Here is a 17,874-nt window from a genome sequence, read left to right as displayed (position 1 = left end):
CTCCTATGGTCTGTTTAATGCATACCGGCTTATTATATGAATACGACACGATGGGTGCCCGAACCTTCATACGGGATTTCCATCAGGCGGTCCACCAGATTCAGCCCGTAGCGGTTCATGTATTCTACGATGTTGTACACCCTTTCCTGAGGGCTGCCCTCAGGCAGAAGCGACACTTCGATCCGCTTCCACTGCGCCAAAGCTGCTTCATGCTGCTGGGCCAATGCGCTTTTTGATCTGCTGAGCAGGAAATCCATCTGCTCCAAGATTTTCTCGCGGTTCGTTTCCCCTAATTTTAACAGCCCCTCCTGCATTTTACCAAGATCTTCTATCAAAGGCTGGTACAGCGTCTCAAACGCGTCCTTCGTTTGGGCAAACCGTTCATCCAAATTCAGCTTGTCTTGGCCAGCCAGCCACGCATCCCGCTTCTCCGCTAGATTGAGCAGCACGTCCTGGAAGGTCAGCTCATACTTATCCATGTATTTATGAACGGTCCCATCCAGAAGCGTAAAGGACATTCTCGGGATGATCAGCGGCATCCGCAATCCCAGATCGGCAAAAGCGTCGCGGGTGATCGCCCAATACGAAATCTCGCCTGGGCCGAGAATGGTTCCGAGTACGGGGAACAGTGAGTCCTGCATGATCGGACGGGTCAGCACATTGTTGCTGAACCGGGCCGGATGCTTATGCAGCTCGTCGAGAAGCTCCTGCCGTGTAAAGGATACGAGGCCCTTCCGGTCCGAGTAGACATCCCCCTCGCGGAACAGCAGAAGCCGTCTGCCTTCATGCACGTAGAAGAGATTCGCCCCATTCTCCGCGACCTCCGCCTGAACTTCATAGCCCCGTCCGGCGATTTCTTTAGCCGCAGCCTGGTAGGAGCGGCATAAATCTTCATTACGCTTGATCATCGCTTCGAACACGGGAACCTCCAGCTCCCGCAGCGCAGGGTCGGCGGAATCGAGTAAAATCAATCCGTATTTGCCGAACATCCCGCCGAGCAGCCTTGCAAAAGCATCGCTTAAACAGGGTGCATCCTGGACCGATTCGCTGACCAGCCTCAACAACTCGCCCTTGTGTTCGCTGTCAGGCAGCTGCTGCTGCAGCTCGTTCAGCAGCCCGTCCCAATCCGCACGGTCTACTTTCGTATAGCTGACAGAGGTTCTCAGTGCATCCTTCGGATCCAGCTTCACCTTGGCAAGGCTCTGATCCGGGGACAAGAAATACGTGTGATTCACCTCGTCCCAATCATGATCTTCCCCAGCGATCCAAAATACAGGCACCACCGGCCGGTTGAGCCGCCGCTGTGCTTCCCGGGCAGACTGGATGATCGTGATGGCCTTGTATACAACGAGCAGCGGACCTGTAAACAACCCGCTTTGCTGCCCGCCGACCATCACCAGCGTACCCTGCTGCTCCAGTGAATCCAGCGACGTATGTACTGCAGGATGATTATTGTGCTTCTTATTATATGCCCGAAGACAACTGACCAGCGCCTTGCGCGGCGTGCGCTTGTCTTCCGAAAGGTCCAGCCATGCTGCCCGCTCGGCAAAACTTCGCTCGCTGCGGTAATCTCCACCGTATAATCCGCTGACTTGATCGAAACGGTGAATATAGTCCTGAGCAAGACGCGAGGCGAGGTGTAATGGTTCCGGAACGATATTCATGAGGTCGCCTCCTATTCTTTCGTCGCCAAAATTCCAATATGTGTACGATCATTTATTCTAACCTAAATAAAACCTTTCTTGATTGTACCGAATGTTGGTATTGTGCGTCAAAGGAAAAGAATAGCCGCCGGCATGATTGCCTGCGGCTATTCCTACTTGTCAAGGCCGAATTATGCGTAAGCCTTGGCAACCCAATGGCCCTTGGATACCTCGACCAGTTCGGTATCATCCACATCCAGCTGAACCGTTCCGTCCTCGCCTTTGGCGGCCGAAATCGGTCCCTGCATGTCATTTTCCATTTTAAGACGCGTTTTGTTCGCCTCGATTTCCGGATCCGGAATCGGAATGGCGGACAGCAGCGTTTTGGTGTAAGGATGGATCGGGTTGGCGTACAGCTCTTCACTGTCCGCCAGCTCGACCATTTTCCCGAGATACATCACCGCTACGCGGTCGCTGATATGCTTGACCATCGACAGGTCGTGAGCGATGAAGAGGTACGTCAATCCGAGACGGTTCTGCAAATCCTTCAGCAGGTTGACCACCTGAGCCTGAATGGATACGTCGAGCGCCGAGATCGGCTCGTCGCATATGATGAATTTCGGATTGACCGCAAGCGCGCGCGCAATGCCGATCCGCTGCCGCTGACCGCCCGAGAACTCGTGGGGATAACGCGTTGCATGATCGCTGTTCAGGCCGACCATGTCAAGCAGCTCCTCAATCCGTTTCTTGCGCTCTGCGCGGCTTCCGGCCATGCCGTGAATATCCAGCGCTTCACCGATAATATCGGAAACCGTAAATCTCGGATTCAGCGATGCATACGGATCCTGGAAGATCATCTGCATATCGCGCCGCATCGCCTTCATTTTCTTCGGCGACAGCTTGTAAATGTCCGTACCATTAAAGTTAACACTGCCTGCCGTCGGCTCGTACAAACGCAGAATCGTCCGACCCGCCGTAGATTTGCCGCAGCCGGATTCCCCGACCATGCCGAGCGTTTCGCCTTCGCGGATATAGAAGTTCAGGTTGTCGACCGCCTTGAGCACATTGCCTCCGCCGACATTAAAGTATTTCTTGAGGCCTTTCACTTCAATCAGATGGTTATCCTTCATGAGCTTTGCGCCTCCTTCGCCATCGGATGCAAATTCCAGCAGCGCGCCATATGCGTGTCGCTGAATTCCGTCGCTCCCGGGTCGATCCGTTCGCAAATCTTCATCGCCTCATCGCAGCGGGCGCAGAACGGACAGCCGACAGGCGGCTTGATCAGATCCGGCGGCGTTCCGATGATCGGAATGAGCGGCTCGTCCTTCTTCTGATCCAGGCGCGGCATGGAACGAAGCAGACCTTTCGTGTAGGGGTGCTGGGGATTTTTAAAGATCTCCCATTTCGTTCCGGTCTCTACCACTTCGCCCGCATACATAACGATCACGCGATCGCACATGCCGGCCACGACCCCAAGGTCATGGGTGATCAGAATAATCGACGTGCCGAGACGCTGCTGCATTTCCTTCATGACATCCATGATTTGAGCTTGGATCGTCACGTCCAGCGCCGTTGTCGGTTCGTCCGCAATAAGCAGCGTCGGCTTGCAGGCAAGCGCGATCGCGATCATCGCACGTTGACGCATGCCGCCCGAAAATTCATGCGGGTATTGATCAAACCGTTCCTCGGCATTCTTGATGCCGACGAGCTTCAGCATTTCGATCGCCTGCTTCTTCGCTTCGGAGAACGACATGCGCTGATGCTTCACGAGCACCTCGGTTATCTGCTTGCCGATTTTAATGGTCGGATTCAGCGAGGTCATCGGATCCTGGAAGATCATCCCGATATCCTTGCCGCGGATCGCTTCCATCTGTTTATTCGTTTTTTTGAGAAGGTCCTGTCCTTGGAAAATGACCTCTCCTTTTTTGATCTCTGAGGGCGGCGACGGAATCAAACGCATAATGGTCTGGGCGGTAACGCTTTTACCGCTGCCGGACTCACCAACGATGGCAACCGTCTCCCCCTTGCCGACTTCAAAATTCACGCCGCGCACAGCCTTTACCTCGCCGCCTCGGACACGAAACGATACGTTGAGGTCTTTAACCTGCAAGATCGGTTCCATACCTTCCCACCTCCTATTTTTTCAATTTCGGATCCAGCGCATCGCGCAAACCGTCACCGAAAATGTTGAATGCAAGCATCGTCAAGCTGATAAACAGAGCCGGGAACAGCATCCGCCAAGGATAGTACATCCATCCCGACAGAGCGTCGTTAATCATGGAGCCCCACGAAGCGACAGGCGCTTGTACGCCAAGACCCAAGAAGCTCAGGAACGCTTCGGAGAAAATCGCGCTCGGCACCGACAACGTCAATGTAACGATGATCGGTCCCATCGCATTCGGAATCAAGTGCCGGAACAACAGCCGCGGCGCGCTTGCGCCCATCGACCGGGAAGCCAGCACGAATTCCCTGTTTTTCAGCTGCATAATTTCGCCTCGCACGATCCAGGACATGTTGATCCATCCTGTAATCGTCAAGGCAAGTATGATCGTCCCAAGACTCGGCTCAAACACGACCAGAAGCAAAATCGTTACCAGCAAATAAGGAATGGAATACAGAATTTCTGCAAATTTATTCATGAATTCGTCGACGCGCCCGCCGAAGTAACCCATAATGCCGCCGTAAATAACGCCGATCATCAGGTCAATGGCTGCCGCCGCAAGGCCAACCGTCAAAGATATGCGAGCTCCCATCCAGGTGCGGACAAACACGTCGCGGCCCAGATCGTCCGTACCGAACCAATGCTCGGCGGAAGGCGGAGCGTTCGTATTCATCAAATCATTGGTTTCATAGTCATAATTCGAAATCATCGGTCCGATGATCGCCATGATGACAATCAGGATCATGACAACGAGGCCCGTCATCGCAAGCTTATTCTTGCGCAATCGTTCCCAGGAATCCCGCCAGGAAGACAAGCTTTCCCGCTGGATGACTTCGGACTGCTTCTCATCCGGACCGATCTTCCGGAAGTCTTCAGGCGTTAATTGCTGAGCGGCCGGATGAGGCATTCCCTGTTCTGTCGCCATGTTTATCCCTCCTTCCCGCCGGATAGTTTAATGCGCGGATCCACAAATACGTATACGATGTCTGTAACGAAACGCGCCAGCATCAGCAGAATGCCGTAGAAAATCGTAATCCCCATGATCACCGTATAGTCACGGTTCGTAATGCTCTCCACAAACTGCTTGCCGATGCCGCCGATACCAAAAATTTGCTCGATAACGACAGAACCGGTAATGATATTGGCAGTCATTGGACCGACATACGTAACCACCGGCAGGATGCCGTTGCGGATGACATGGCGGAACATGATTGCAAACCAGTTAAGTCCTTTGGCTTTTGCTGTCTTGATATAATCCGAATGAAGCACTTCCAGCATGCTGGAGCGTGTCAAACGGGCGATAAACGCGATCGGCTGTGCGGACAAAGCCATGACAGGCAGGACATAATCGAGCGGACCGTCAAAGCCCATGACATTGAACAGGCCGGCTTTCTCCGCCAATACGAACTGCAGCATGGATGCCAGGACGAAGCTCGGAACCGCGATCCCGAGAACCGAGATAATCATCGCTAGATTGTCAATCAGCTTCCGGTGATAAAGTGCTGCCAGCATCCCCAGCAGTACACCGACGATTACGGAGACGACAATCGCGATCAGACCCAACCGAAGCGAAGGTCCGAACGTATCTACTATAATATCGGTGACCGATTGCCCCTGATGCTTCATAGACAAACCGAAATCACCTTGAATGATATTACCTAAATATTTCGTGTATTGTTGAAAAACCGGTTTATCCAAATCATACTGCTCCATCAGCCTCGCCAAGATTTCAGGCGATGGTTTTTTCTCTCCCATAAACGGATCTCCCGGTATGGCCTTCATAAGAAAAAAAGTGGCTGAGATCAGTATGAACAAGGATACAAGCATGTAAAAAAACTTACTCGCCACATACCTCAGCATTCTTGTCGTCCTCCTGCTCCTGTTGTTCTATACCAAGCCGTCTATTTCATTGTAGTCTTCCCTAATCAAATGAGCATCCAATAAGTTTCACCAAGGGACACAGGATTTGGTAACCGGGCGCTCATACAAAAAATCGGGATATATATGAGGTGTTAGAAGCCCCACATATATATCCCGAACTGCAACCTTTTAGAGGTTGTTCAAAAAGTCGTCTTTTAAACCGACTTTTTGAACATGCACTTTTATAAAGGAATTACAGAAGACTACTCGATATACGCACGTGTGAAATCGATATCGCCTTTATAATCAAGATGGAGGTTCTTCACCCAAGGTTTAACCAGGGAAACGCTAGAGTAGTAGTAGATCGGCATAACAACCTGGTTGTCCTGAACGAGAATCTTCTCCGCTTGAGACATCAATTCCATGCGCTTCGCATTGTCGCTGGTAGCATAAGCTTCCTTGACAAGCTTGTCATACTCTTCGCTCTTGAAGCCGGTATCGTTGTTGCCGCCGGTCGATGTCCACATGTCGATATAGGTCATCGGGTCGTTGTAGTCGGCTCCCCATCCGGAACGTGCAATTTGGTAGTTGAGATCCGTGCGGTTCTTCAAGAATACGCCCCACTCTTGGTTTTGAACCTTAACCGTTACGCCAAGGTTGTTCTTCCACATATCCGCGATGGCCAGCGCAATCTTCTTGTGGTTGTCATCGGAGTTGTGGATCAGCGTAACCTCCGGCAAAGTCGTATAGCCTTTTTCCTTCATGCCTTGTTCGAGCAGCTTCTTCGCTTCTTCCAGATTCTCATTGAAGTAGTTGTCCGGAACTTCTTTACGGTATTCATCCTTCTCGCCTTTAATGCCCGGAGGAACGAAGCCGTAAGCCGGGAGCTGTCCGCCTTGCGTAATTTTCTCTACGATCGCCTTGCGGTCGATTGCCATCGCAAAGGCTTTACGAATGTTTACGTTATCAAACGGTTCTTCCGTTGTATTGAAGATATAGAAGTACGTCGAGGCGATCCCCTTGATCACAAGCTCATCGCCAAGCTCTTTCTTCACCGCATTCAGCTGGTCTGTCGGAATGTTTCCTGTCGGATGTCCGGCATAATCCAGCTCGTCGTTACGGTAGCTTGCAAGCTCGGTCGCAGAGCTGTTAACGATGCTCATTTGTACTTTCTCAAGCTTGATGGAAGCTTTGTCCCAATACTGGTCGTTCTTCACAAGCTCGATCTTTTGGCCCTTCGTCATTTGTGAAACTTTGAACGGACCATTCCCGATCAACGTATCCGGTTTCGTCGCCCAAGAAGCGTTGCCTTCAACGGATTTATGAACCGGGAAATACGTTTGGAAGGACATGAGGCTCAGGAAGTATGGCGTCGGGTTCTCCAGCGTTACTTCCAGCGTGTAGTCATCGGTTGCTTTTACACCGACTTCGTTAGCGTCTTTCATTTCTCCTTTGTTATACGCTTCAGCGTTCTTGATGTAGTACAGCTGGTAAGCGTAAGGGGATGCAGGAGTAAAGTTAGGATCGAGCACGCGCTTCCACGCGAATTCGAAATCCTTGGCCGTTACCGGATCGCCGTTGCTCCATTTGGCGTCCTTGCGAAGGGTGAAAACATATTTGAGGCCATCTTCGGAGATGTCCCATTTTTCCGCTACGCCAGGTTCTTCCGTGCCGTCGGCACCTTTGCGAACCAGACCTTCAAACACAGCGTTGATAACCGTATTCGATGTATTGTCCTGGGACAATCCTGGATCCAATGTCGGAGGGTCGGAGGCAAGGTTCATGCGAAAGACTTGTTCTTTCGGCTTGTTCCCTGTTCCGCTGTTGGCACTTTGATCATTCTTGTCAGCTCCGCATGCGGCCAACACTGAACTGAAGGCAAGAATCAGTGTCATGAGAAGCAGCAGTTTCTTGTGTTTCTTCATCTTGCGTTATCCCCCTCATAAAATAGGTATATGCTTATCGATTATACAACCAGTGGTCAAAAAAATCCATAAATCAGAAAATTGAAAAATCTGCCTGATCCTAGATCTGGCAGATTCCCCAAGTGTTATCTTAACGATTAAGTTGTCCCTATGTAACCTTAATTATGTATGTAAGCAGTCCAAAAAATGTAAAAAGTAAGTATCCAGCGCTTAAGGCGACAAACCCCAGGCGCCACACCGCCCTGACGAGTCTCTTCCCATTGACCCGGCCCTTCCAGCGGTTTTGCGCACTCCCGATCAACCCTGCTGCAATGAGCAGCAGGAGCAAAACCAGATAAAAACCAAATTTTGACTGGAATATAATGTTAAACAAAGCCGAAACCGAGAATATCAAAAAGAAGGTCGTCACATCCATGGCGAGCTCAATCGCCTGCTTACGGCTGTTCCCCTTTCGAATGACGATGAAGTATACCAGGAAAAACGGAATGAATGGAATTACACTCAACCAAAAGAGCAGATTGTTCAAGAAACCCATACTATCGTACCTCCTATATAGTCATTCCCTCAATAAGCTGTAAAATGAGCTCGTGGTGTGGTGTAGCTACTCTATATCTTCTGCCCATGCGGACGATACTTCCGTTAATCCAGGCCGCTTCCGTCGTGCGTCCCTCGAGAACATCCTTCAGCATCGAGGAGGTGTTGTCCGAGGTAGACCGGCAGACTTGCTCGATCTGCTCCCATAAATGGCTCCCGCACGGGATATTGCCCGCCTTATATACCGCCATTCCTTCATCGTAAAGCGCCCTCATGATCGCCACCCGCTGCGGCGAGGCCAGCAGCTCTCCGTTTCGAACCCGCCACAAAGCCGTCAGCGGATTGATGACAGCATTCATGAGCAGCTTCCGGTAGATCATCTCTTCCATTTCTTTCGACAAAAACGACTCGAATCCTGCACGGTTAAGCTGTTTCACCAGCTCGATTTCGGCTTCGTCTTCCTGCTCCTGCCCACTGGACCCCTCAGCTTGAGGCAGCCTCCCGATCGTCGTCGTTCCATGTCCTGCATGAAGCACCGAGGCCGGACCCGTACGCTTGGCGCCCTCCGTCGTTATCGCTGCGTAAAGCTCCCAGGCCGGAAGGTAGCGGTTAAGAAGCTCCATATGGCCTGTTCCGTTTTGAAAGCAAATCAACCGGCGTTTCGCATGCCCGAACGGAAGAAGCACTTGCTTTGCCATATCCTCGATGCCCTGCTGTTTTAACATAAGAAAAAGAACATCTGCTCCTTCCGCCCCGCCCCGAGCCGCAAAGGCAGACAGCGGATACGCCTTGATCCGGTCCGGCTGGACCAGCGTCCGTTCGCCGGCCGTATTATCCAATGATATCCCCTCTGTCCCGATTCTCTCCGCCTGCTGAGCGCCGCGGCACCATAATGTGATGTCATTTCCGGCTGCCGCAAGCTTGGCGGCATATAACAGGCCCAAGGAACCGGCCCCCAAAATATGTATGTTCATCCTTACCTCCATCATCGCTAGAAATAACAAAATGCTGTACTAGCTCTAGTATATATCAGAAAGAATTCATATACGCACAAATAACCCGCCAAAGCGCATGAAATGCACTAATGCGGGTTACGGCTGCTAGGCACTGGATGTCTAGCCTGTTTCTATTCGATTCGTTCCAGATTTCCGTTGGCGTCCATTTTGAAGCGAGTTTTCAGCTCCTCGTCCTCTTCATTCAGGAAAGCCAGTCTTCGCGCCCGATCCATGATCTGGATCAGCGCCTTATAGTCATCATTGACGACATGGTAATCGGTTTTCACTTCACTGACTTCCTTCAAGAGACGCTCATTCTCGCTGCGAAGTCTTGCAAGCTCTTCCTCTTTCTCGCGCAGATTTTTCTCCAGCAGCTTATACTGGCGTGAGCTTTCCTGCAACCCGCCCTTCCATTGACGAAGGAAACGGATGACGGCATCAATGGACAGCGTTTCTTCCGTGGCTCCGTCGTTTTTATAGGCATCCTGTTCCAGTTCCTGGGCAGCTACGCCTGCAACCTGCGGGCCGCTAAGCGGCGACTGCTTCTTATAATAACTTCTTTTCTGGCGCTGGGATTTCGCCAAGCTGATTGCTTCCTCGTATTTTTTGCGCACACAGCTGTTCCATCGAAATCCGCAGGCGGCCGAAGTGCGGCCGATCCGCTCCCCTACTTCCTCAAAGGCAGCCAATTGGGTGCTGCCCTCCCGAATATGGCGCAGGGTCACCTCCGCTAAAATCAGATCATCCTCTGCGCTCCAAGCATCCTGTCTTACTGCTGACATACCATAAAACCCTCCTAACGACATCCTAAAATAACCGTCTTCAATACCGTAAATCGGCTGCTGAATAGGGTATAAAAACTGCTTAATTCATTCCTATGCCTCTCATAGAGTTCATAGAATCTATTTGATACTAAAATGTATTTCCATTTTGAATACAGATCATACGCTTAAGCGGGGAAATGGTGCGAAACCTTAGAAAAACTTCCTGATTATTTCGAAGCCTTCTCGGCACATAATAAAAATAAAGCAGGTTTTTCTTGAGTTAGGCGTTTACACCATTTTCCCGTAACGCTATAATGGGAATAGCGGCATTATGTGCGTACATACGAGAGGAGGATATATCGTGGCACGGATGTTTCGAGTGCTGGGCTTTTTTACCCTAACGATCGGGTTGATGGCCTTCGCCGGTGATCTTATTGAAATGGCTCTGCTGTTCTTCCTGCAGACGGCATTTTTCGTGATCCTGGGATATTTGAAATTCACGGAGAGAACCTATATTCTTCTCTTCTGGGCTTATATGATCGTGACCTTCACAGGCTTCAGCTACTGGACGGTCTTCGTTATGGGCAAGCCGCTCTAATGAATGCCAACAAACCAAGCAGGCGAATATCCGCTCCCGCTGGCGCTTGAACTTGGACAACCCGGCTAAGCGGACGGGTGCGGATGATTTCCTTGCGATTCGTGAACAGTGTCTTTAAAAAAAAGCGATCCGGAGCATTTGCTGCGGGTCGTTTTTTTTCAGTTTCCAAAAGGTTGATATTTATAACGTCATCATCATATATTGGTTAACAATGAAGGGACAGCGGACGGATTCCTTTCGTCTAAACAACCATTCAAGGAGGACTCCTGTTGATTGAACGATTAAAAACGCCGATCCTCCCGTTCATGCTCACGCTGCTTCTGTTGTTCTGTTTCATGTTTACTCCAGCGGTTTACTCCGAGCAGGATGCAAGCCCCGTCATGCCGGACTCGGAAGAGGCGCGCCGCATCTTGCAGGACAGTCTGTCCATTGTCGAGATCGATGAGGAGATTTCCCGGATTTCGAGCCGGATTGTGGAGCTTGAAGCGCTGCAGGACGAGCTTCAAGGGAAGATCGGAGAATTGGAGCTGACGATTCGTGACCGCCAGGAGCGCGCCGGAGCTGTGCTGCGTTCCTATTACATGGGCGAGCGCGAGCAGTTATATTACATGCTGTTATCTGCTAAAAGCTTGGCCGGGTTTTTCCGTGTACTGGATTTTTACGATTTGATCATTCAGAATGACCGGGACGTGTTAACGGCCTATAACAACCAATTTCAGGAGCTTGCCTCCTCCAAGGCTGAGGCCGCTCGGAATGCATCGGCGCTTGTTGAAGTGAAGGATAATCTGGTCAGGCAGCGGGAACGTGTGCTTGCGCTGGAGAAGCAGGTGGACAGCGCCGTATCGACAAGCAGCAATCCTGAAGCCATGAAAAAGCTGATTGAGGAGTTTACTTTATATTGGGAGAACGTCGGCCTCTACGAGGTGAAACGCCATTTCCGGGCCCTGGCAAACGCAATGGAGAATCTTCCGGATTTCGTTCAGGGCAGCAAGAACATATTGAAGACAAACGGGAAAGTGTATACGATAAACATTCATGAAGATGAGCTTAATGCCTTCCTCCGGTCCGAGGACGAGCTCTTCAACTCGTTCGCATTTCATTTCAATGACGGCAAAGTGATTGCATCCGGAGAAAGCGGCAATTTATCCCTTTTGATCGAAGGCCGGTATACGGTTGTCGAAGATCCGCAGAACGCCATTATGTTCCATGTCGACAAGCTTGTATTCAACCGGATCGAGCTGCCGGACACAACGCGCCAGGCGCTCCAGGAAGAATTCGACATGAACTTCTATCCGAAACAGCTGGTGTCCTTTCTGAAAGCAACAGAGGTTTCAAGCGCCAATCAGAGGCTCATGGTTACGATGGAGCTGGATTTATAGCTTGCTATAGCTTGTTTAACTTAAGAAACCACTGCAATTAAGCGCAGTACCGATAGTCCCGCCCCCCGGTCACTATCATCTTTAAGGCTGTATGGATTAACTGCCATTAGATTGACGCCTCTATTATCCACTACATAGGATGAACAAAAAAACAGCTGCCCGGAACATTCGCAATCTAACGTTCCGGGCAGCTGTTTGACGTGCTGATCCTAATTATGCGTTTCACTTTGCCTCAGGAGGATGCAGCTCCAGGTACTTCTCCATGGTTATTTCTCCGCTCAACAGGCTCCGGGCCGATTCGGCATAGGCCTGGAAGTTCACCGGCTCCCCAAAATCGAGCACCGAAGCTTCGTTCTCCGCAAGCAGCAGCTGAACCGGCACGGCCGCCTTTTGCCAGATGCCTTGGTCATGAAGCAAGTGACTGCTGGTCACGTAAAGCTCTGACAAAACAGGCAGCGTTCCTGCCGACTTGCTCCATTCGCGCTGCTGCTCTTTTTCCGTCATGTACGTTATCCATTTCATGGCGAGTGCGGAAGATTCCGTTTGGGCCGCAACGGCAAGACATCGTGTGCGAACGACAGGGGACTTTGGATGATTATTCCCCATCGCGAGAGCAAGAGTCCTACCGTCGGTGTCTTGATCGACAAAGGCTGAATAGGGCCCGATCTGAACGGTTCCCGGCTCGTCACTCGGTTCCGAATTTTCCCCGGGAACCTGCTGCTCGCCGCTCATTGACTCCGAAGCAGGTCTGATGCCCCGCAGCAGCAAGTCCAGAACATCCCGATCCGGACTGGACGGATCTCCTTCCATGAGGTGAACCGCAGCTGCAAAGGCGTAGGGGTCCCTTAAGTCAAAGGACAGCACCGCACCGGATGTATGTACGCCGAAATATTCTTTCCATTCTTTCCGGCTTCGGGGCAGCTTCTTGGAGGGTTCGTCCTTCCCTTGCCCGTTCCAGACCATGACATAGGGATCGATGTCGAAAGGCAAGCCCCATTGGTATCCGTTCCACTGCAGCGGCGTGAGCAGGCCATTCAAGGCCTCGCCGTCCGGCATAACCGCTTGGGAGGCATCGACCGGGAGCAAATAACCGTTCATTGCAAGCGCTTTTATATAATGCGAATCTGTCAAAAGGATATCCGGCCCTTCTCCCAGGCTTAACTGCATCATAAAGGAATCCAGGGATTCCTCCCCGTCTGGATCATTCGATTCCAGAGGAACTATCTTAACCTCGGCGCCGTACTCCTGCATAAACTGTTCGTTCAGCTCATTCAGCTTCCTCAGCTCGGCGCCGCTTAACTGAACCCCGACCTGAATCGGGCCCTGGTCGGCTTCCGGCGTTTCCGGCCGCTGTTCGGGCGGAATCGGCTCATCTCCGGGCGGCTCCCGCTTGGTATAATGAGTGAAGTCGAAGCTGGGAGATAAACTGGATAAAGACAATAATAAGACCGCAAAGAGGAACCAATATTTTTTCCGTTTCATATCCCCACTTCACTCCTTTAGCCACTTGCCCTTATTTTACCAAACCTCTAGTGCTCTTGTCCTATCTCATTTATAGATTATACCACCGGTTTGCAAGAACAGACAGATAGAACTATACGAAACCGTACCCTGCGCAGCTGTATAGTATGTTGTCAAGTGAATGCAGAACGCATTAAGCAAGCTCACTGCCCCGGAGTCTCTATACGGCATGAACCCAATACAAGCAAGAGTGAGGGATCCCTTCTTGCACCGCACCCAAGTGCTGCGGAAGATATTAGAAAAGACGGTCCGGAAATGATAAAGATTTCCGAACCGCCCCTTTTTCAAATATGAGATGCCGTTTGTTCCCTTTTTCTTTATTTCTCGGGAAATATCAGCTACAGCAAATCTGCCGCCAGTTGAGCCAGCTTGGAACGCTCGCCCTTCGTTAATGTGATATGACCGCTCAGGCGCTCCTGCTTAAACCGCTCTACCACATAGGTCAGGCCATTGCTCACCGCATCCAGATACGGATGATCGATCTGCTCCGGATCTCCCATAAGAATGACTTTGCTTCCTTCTCCGGCCCTAGACACAATGGTCTTGACTTCGTGCCGCGATAAGTTTTGCGCTTCATCCACAATAATGAATTGCCCTGGAATGGACCGGCCGCGAATGTAAGTCAACGCTTCGACCTGAATACTGCCGAGCCCCATGAGTATTTTATCGATATCGCCCGATTTCTTGGTATCGAACAAAAATTCCAGATTATCATATATCGGCTGCATCCAAGGTCTCAGCTTATCTTCCTTCTCGCCGGGCAAATAACCGATATCCTTGCCCATCGGAACGACAGGCCGGGCAATCAGCAGCTTTTTATATCGGTGCTCATCCTCGACTTTGGACAGACCGGCTGCAAGCGCCAGCAATGTTTTCCCTGTTCCCGCCTTACCCGTGATCGTCACGAGCGGGATATCGTCGTTAAGCAGCAGCTCGATCGCCATTCGCTGCTGGGCATTGCGGGCGCTTATTCCCCATACCGGTTCATTGCTCAAGTGCAGCGGCTCAAGCCGTGTAGCATCCTCATTGACGCGAAGCAATGCCGACTTGGCCGAGCCCATTTCATCCTTCAAAATGACGAATTCGTGCGGGTACAACAGATAAGGCAGCTGCAGCGGTTTGATCGGAAGATAACGGTAGCTGTAAAACTCGTCGATGACCGACGGGTGTACCTTGATCGTCGAATATCCGGGAAACAATTCGCTCGGATCGGCCGTCCGGTCGGACAAGTAGTCCTGTGTCGTTAATCCAAGCACATCCGCCTTGATCCGGACCAATACGTCCTTGCTGACGAGCACGACAGCCTTGCCGTCCTCCTTCGGTTCCTCCTCCAATTTATAATTTAACGCGACAGCCAAAATTCGATTGTCGTTGGTAGCCTCACTAAACAGTTCTTGTACCTTGACGAAGCTGCGATGATTCAGCTCGACCTTCAGTGTCCCGCCATTCTCCAGAAGCACCCCGTCATGCAGGTGCCCCCGTTCCCGTAATCCATCCAACAGCCGGGACACGGTGCGGGCATTTCGGCCGATCTCATCGGCATTACGCTTCTTCGAATCGATCTCCTCAAGAACCACCGCAGGAATGATGACCTCATGCTCCTCAAAAGCATAAATGGATTGAGGATCATGCAGCAGTACGTTCGTATCCAGCACAAAAATTTTACTCATCTTATCCCTCCACTGCTTCTTCATCATCAGGTACACATTAAACCATTTCGTCCCGGACATAATAAGCTTAGCCTCTGGAGTAATCGAATGAAATTTACGACGAAAGGACAGATTCATATGAAAGCTGCTCTATCCCTAGTGCTGACGATGGTGCTTCTCGCAGGCTGCGGGACTGCCAATAACAATGCATCACCCTCTCCTCGTAATCAAACGAATGGACAGACGAATAACACGACAGCCCAAAGCTTGAATGGTAACAGAGGCCTTGCCACCAACAATGTAGATGGCTGGGGCCCGGGTATCACGAACAGGGGGGACGCGGCTGACAATACCCAAGGTAATGCGCGTGTGGATACGTCGACCGCCAATCATTTGAAAGCGTTGGCCGAAAGTGTACCAGGCGTCAAGAATGCCAATTGTGTGGTCATGGGCAATACGGCCGTTGTGGGACTAAATGTCGATGGAAATCTCGACCGTGCTGAAGTGGGTACCATCAAATACACGGTCGCCGAAGCTCTACAGAAGGATCCTGCCGGAGCCAACGCGCTCGTTACAGCCGATTTGGACATTACCAACCGCATTGCCGATCTTGGCCGACATATTCAGGAGGGTCACCCGATAGCCGGACTGGCCAGCGAGCTTGCCGATATCGTCGGACGCATCATTCCGCAGCTGCCTAAAGATGTCACGCCTAGAAACGGTAATGCCCAAGATCACGGAGGACGCACGGTACAGCCGAACAGTCCTCAAGGGAATGCACCGCAAAACACCAACCGCAGCAGATAGACATTACATGACGGCAATCGATTCGTGACTAGGACGAAGATCCGTGTTTGTCCGCCAAGACTCCACATTTTTCATACAAAAAAGCCCAGTGAAATCCCACTGGGCTTTTTACATGGCCATAGCTTCCCCGTCTTCAGTAAAACCGCCGATCGAGGAGAACGGCCAGCGTATTCAAGAAACGGCAGCGAAAATCCGCCCGTTTCGATATCCAATTCCGACCCATGCGGCGGAAGGAGCTTCGAAACGGAGCAGATGCCGTCTTCTGCGGAGTGTATACGGATGGAAGTTGACCGCACAAATCCCCAAGCTGCTTCAGCAGCCTGATCAAGCCGGATCGGCGCGCGTGTCGTGTGCATCATTGGGTAGGACATAAATGAGGCCTCCTGTACAATGATCTCCATCTGTTACATTGTATTATATCACACGGTAAAACTTGCCTTCAATTGTCACGGTGAGACAGGAGTTGTACCTTCTTCCCCTGCTGTCCCGGCTTTATGATTGCCGGCCAGCTCCTCCTGCAGCGCTTGCTTCGCCTTCTCGAGCTCAGCCGAACTGATATACACATTCGGGCTTCGCCATTCGCCGGTCACCGGCATAAACCGTACGTCATCCTTCTTAATATCATAATACGTTGCGATCAGGTTGCGGATCTGATCCTGCTCCAGATCGGTGATCATATTGTCCGATACCGCATCCAGCGCGTTGCCGACCTTGGTAACCCCGCCTAAAGACTTCATGCGGTCCAGCAAGGAGTGAAGCACCTCGCTCTGACGGGCATTGCGGTCGAAATCGTTGGATTCCTTGGTTTTCGGGTTGCAGTTCATCGATTTCCGGTAGCGTACATAATCCAGCGCCTTAGCGCCGTCCAGCTTCTGCGGGCCTGCCTTCAGGTTGATATCCGTGCCATCGGCGGAGTCCCTGTGGCACATATTGTATTTTACGTTGACATCAACGCCGCCAAAGGTATCAACAATATCACGGAAGCCCTGGAAATCGATCACAGTGACGTAATCGATGTTCACTCCCATGTATTTGCTCATCATGACCTTCATCTCATCCTCAGGCTTAATTCCGCTGCCCGGCTGCTTCTTCTCGGCCTTGTTGAAGGCAGCTTTGAACTTCGGATAATACGAGTTTAGCTTGTTCGGCACATATCCTTCAAGCTCGATGAGCGTATCCCTTGGGAGCGATACCAGCGTCGCCGTATTCGTATCGGGATGCATCGAAACCACCATGACAACATCCGTCAAATAAGTTCCGGTTTTCGGACGGTAGTCCGTTCCGAGAAGCAGCATCGTGATCGGCTTTTCCTTGGCGGATTGCCCTGGAGGCACCGGCTTGTCGATTCCGCTCTTCTCGATAACTTCATTGCCTTTAAAGAACAAAAATCCTGCATAGCCTGCGGCGGATAGGATTGCGATCAGTAAAATAATCAGAATCGTTTTAAAAAATGTTTTTACACCGCTTTTTTTTCGCTTTGGAGCAGAGGTTTTCTTGCCCTTCCCCCCGCTTTTTGATCTTGGAGGGAGATTGGTATGATTAGAATTCATATCATTGCACCTGATTTCATTCAAATTAGATGAATGTCCGATGAACGCTCAGACCTTAGGACTGAGCATTCATCGGACCATGGGTTACTTCTCTCTCTTATTAAACGACGGGGACTGACAAAAGGTTGCCGAAATCAGCGTAAAATCGCGCGAATGTTCACTCGTTTTTTACGATTTGGATTCCGCCTGCGTCTTTTTCTTCTGGCGTTCCTCCACAAAATAGCGTATCCGAACCATGAACATCAAGGCGACCGCTACAAGCAGACATTGGATGATCGGCAGCTTATCGATTTGGAACACGAGCAGAATAGCCGATCCGAGCAGCATCAGGAAGTACAACAGAATCTCCTTAAGCAAGGGGAGCTTCTGTTTAACCCGAAACACCTTGTTGTACACGTAGGTAATCATCACAAAGATCAAAATATACGAGATGAGCGGATGCGCGGCCAACCATTCCTGCATGACAGGCTCACTCCTTTAAGGACAAG

Annotated in this window: 17 protein-coding genes; 3 read left to right on the top strand and 14 right to left on the bottom strand. The window is 51.0% G+C overall.

The window, feature by feature from the left end; all coding sequences use genetic code 11:
• Positions 1–32 precede the first annotated feature (32 nt).
• The 9 genes from bshC to J2Z18_RS20940 all read right to left on the bottom strand — a co-directional run bounded on the left by bshC (position 33) and on the right by J2Z18_RS20940 (position 9,900).
• The gene (gene bshC, locus J2Z18_RS20980) at positions 33–1,664 is read right to left on the bottom strand and encodes a bacillithiol biosynthesis cysteine-adding enzyme BshC (RefSeq protein ID WP_210095268.1); all 1,632 of its coding nucleotides are present in this window, start codon (positions 1,662–1,664) and stop codon (positions 33–35) included.
• Positions 1,665–1,834: 170 nt separating this feature from the next.
• The gene (locus tag J2Z18_RS20975; RefSeq protein WP_007129455.1) at positions 1,835–2,773 is read right to left on the bottom strand and encodes an ABC transporter ATP-binding protein; all 939 of its coding nucleotides are present in this window, start codon (positions 2,771–2,773) and stop codon (positions 1,835–1,837) included.
• Positions 2,770–3,765, bottom strand: a complete 996-nt coding sequence (locus tag J2Z18_RS20970; RefSeq protein WP_007129454.1) for an ABC transporter ATP-binding protein — start codon at positions 3,763–3,765, stop codon at positions 2,770–2,772. The genes J2Z18_RS20975 and J2Z18_RS20970 overlap by 4 nt, the downstream gene beginning before the upstream one ends.
• Before the next feature lie 13 nt (positions 3,766–3,778).
• Complete coding sequence (locus tag J2Z18_RS20965; RefSeq protein ID WP_007129453.1) at positions 3,779–4,729, bottom strand: ABC transporter permease; 951 nt, start codon at positions 4,727–4,729, stop codon at positions 3,779–3,781.
• 2 nt (positions 4,730–4,731) lie between these two features.
• Entirely contained in the window at positions 4,732–5,664 is a 933-nt protein-coding gene (locus J2Z18_RS20960; protein ID WP_007129452.1) for an ABC transporter permease, read from the bottom strand.
• A 263-nt stretch (positions 5,665–5,927) separates the two neighbouring features.
• Positions 5,928–7,589: a peptide ABC transporter substrate-binding protein gene (locus J2Z18_RS20955; protein ID WP_007129451.1), complete on the bottom strand. Its 1,662-nt coding sequence runs from the start codon at positions 7,587–7,589 to the stop codon at positions 5,928–5,930.
• A 148-nt stretch (positions 7,590–7,737) separates the two neighbouring features.
• Entirely contained in the window at positions 7,738–8,124 is a 387-nt protein-coding gene (locus J2Z18_RS20950) for a DUF3397 domain-containing protein (RefSeq protein ID WP_007129450.1), read from the bottom strand.
• A gap of 13 nt (positions 8,125–8,137) precedes the next feature.
• A complete protein-coding gene (locus J2Z18_RS20945) occupies positions 8,138–9,097 on the bottom strand; it encodes a ketopantoate reductase family protein (protein WP_210095267.1) in 960 nt (319 codons plus the stop codon).
• A gap of 152 nt (positions 9,098–9,249) precedes the next feature.
• Positions 9,250–9,900, bottom strand: a complete 651-nt coding sequence (locus J2Z18_RS20940; RefSeq protein WP_007129448.1) for an RsfA family transcriptional regulator — start codon at positions 9,898–9,900, stop codon at positions 9,250–9,252.
• A gap of 343 nt (positions 9,901–10,243) precedes the next feature.
• Between J2Z18_RS20940 and J2Z18_RS20935 the strand changes: the two genes are divergently transcribed.
• A complete protein-coding gene (locus J2Z18_RS20935) occupies positions 10,244–10,480 on the top strand; it encodes a DUF2626 domain-containing protein (RefSeq protein WP_007129447.1) in 237 nt (78 codons plus the stop codon).
• A gap of 269 nt (positions 10,481–10,749) precedes the next feature.
• Entirely contained in the window at positions 10,750–11,859 is a 1,110-nt protein-coding gene (locus tag J2Z18_RS20930) for a coiled-coil domain-containing protein (protein WP_210095266.1), read from the top strand.
• A 222-nt stretch (positions 11,860–12,081) separates the two neighbouring features.
• Here the strand turns inward: J2Z18_RS20930 and J2Z18_RS20925 are convergent, their stop codons facing one another.
• On the bottom strand, positions 12,082–13,341 hold the full coding sequence (locus tag J2Z18_RS20925; protein ID WP_210095265.1) for an extracellular solute-binding protein: 1,260 nt from the start codon (positions 13,339–13,341) through the stop codon (positions 12,082–12,084).
• A gap of 377 nt (positions 13,342–13,718) precedes the next feature.
• Entirely contained in the window at positions 13,719–15,050 is a 1,332-nt protein-coding gene (locus tag J2Z18_RS20920; protein WP_040738501.1) for a PhoH family protein, read from the bottom strand.
• A gap of 87 nt (positions 15,051–15,137) precedes the next feature.
• Between J2Z18_RS20920 and J2Z18_RS20915 the strand changes: the two genes are divergently transcribed.
• Positions 15,138–15,836, top strand: coding sequence for a YhcN/YlaJ family sporulation lipoprotein (locus J2Z18_RS20915; protein ID WP_007129443.1), 699 nt, complete (start codon positions 15,138–15,140; stop codon positions 15,834–15,836).
• Between the two features lie 71 nt (positions 15,837–15,907).
• Here J2Z18_RS20915 and J2Z18_RS20910 read toward each other — a convergent pair whose 3' ends face one another.
• The 3 genes from J2Z18_RS20910 to J2Z18_RS20900 form a co-directional block, all read right to left on the bottom strand.
• Entirely contained in the window at positions 15,908–16,207 is a 300-nt protein-coding gene (locus J2Z18_RS20910) for a hypothetical protein (protein WP_007129442.1), read from the bottom strand.
• 75 nt (positions 16,208–16,282) lie between these two features.
• Entirely contained in the window at positions 16,283–17,386 is a 1,104-nt protein-coding gene (locus tag J2Z18_RS20905; RefSeq protein WP_007129441.1) for an LCP family protein, read from the bottom strand.
• 168 nt (positions 17,387–17,554) lie between these two features.
• Complete coding sequence (locus J2Z18_RS20900; RefSeq protein WP_007129440.1) at positions 17,555–17,848, bottom strand: YlaH-like family protein; 294 nt, start codon at positions 17,846–17,848, stop codon at positions 17,555–17,557.
• Positions 17,849–17,874 lie beyond the last annotated feature (26 nt).

This window comes from Paenibacillus lactis, assembly GCF_017873605.1.
Lineage (GTDB): Bacteria > Bacillota > Bacilli > Paenibacillales > Paenibacillaceae > Paenibacillus_AQ > Paenibacillus_AQ lactis.
Note: the sequence above shows the minus strand (reverse complement) of the source record. Positions and strands in the feature narration are given on the sequence as shown.

Coding starts and splice junctions, on each gene's coding strand:
- bshC (WP_210095268.1), bottom strand. CDS start 1,664: ATGAATATCGTTCCGGAACCATTACACCTCGCCTCGCGTCTTGCTCAG.
- J2Z18_RS20975 (WP_007129455.1), bottom strand. CDS start 2,773: ATGAAGGATAACCATCTGATTGAAGTGAAAGGCCTCAAGAAATACTTT.
- J2Z18_RS20970 (WP_007129454.1), bottom strand. CDS start 3,765: ATGGAACCGATCTTGCAGGTTAAAGACCTCAACGTATCGTTTCGTGTC.
- J2Z18_RS20965 (WP_007129453.1), bottom strand. CDS start 4,729: ATGGCGACAGAACAGGGAATGCCTCATCCGGCCGCTCAGCAATTAACG.
- J2Z18_RS20960 (WP_007129452.1), bottom strand. CDS start 5,664: ATGCTGAGGTATGTGGCGAGTAAGTTTTTTTACATGCTTGTATCCTTG.
- J2Z18_RS20955 (WP_007129451.1), bottom strand. CDS start 7,589: ATGAAGAAACACAAGAAACTGCTGCTTCTCATGACACTGATTCTTGCC.
- J2Z18_RS20950 (WP_007129450.1), bottom strand. CDS start 8,124: ATGGGTTTCTTGAACAATCTGCTCTTTTGGTTGAGTGTAATTCCATTC.
- J2Z18_RS20945 (WP_210095267.1), bottom strand. CDS start 9,097: ATGAACATACATATTTTGGGGGCCGGTTCCTTGGGCCTGTTATATGCC.
- J2Z18_RS20940 (WP_007129448.1), bottom strand. CDS start 9,900: ATGTCAGCAGTAAGACAGGATGCTTGGAGCGCAGAGGATGATCTGATT.
- J2Z18_RS20925 (WP_210095265.1), bottom strand. CDS start 13,341: ATGAAACGGAAAAAATATTGGTTCCTCTTTGCGGTCTTATTATTGTCT.
- J2Z18_RS20920 (WP_040738501.1), bottom strand. CDS start 15,050: ATGAGTAAAATTTTTGTGCTGGATACGAACGTACTGCTGCATGATCCT.
- J2Z18_RS20915 (WP_007129443.1), top strand. CDS start 15,138: ATGAAATTTACGACGAAAGGACAGATTCATATGAAAGCTGCTCTATCC.
- J2Z18_RS20910 (WP_007129442.1), bottom strand. CDS start 16,207: ATGTCCTACCCAATGATGCACACGACACGCGCGCCGATCCGGCTTGAT.
- J2Z18_RS20905 (WP_007129441.1), bottom strand. CDS start 17,386: ATGAATTCTAATCATACCAATCTCCCTCCAAGATCAAAAAGCGGGGGG.
- J2Z18_RS20900 (WP_007129440.1), bottom strand. CDS start 17,848: ATGCAGGAATGGTTGGCCGCGCATCCGCTCATCTCGTATATTTTGATC.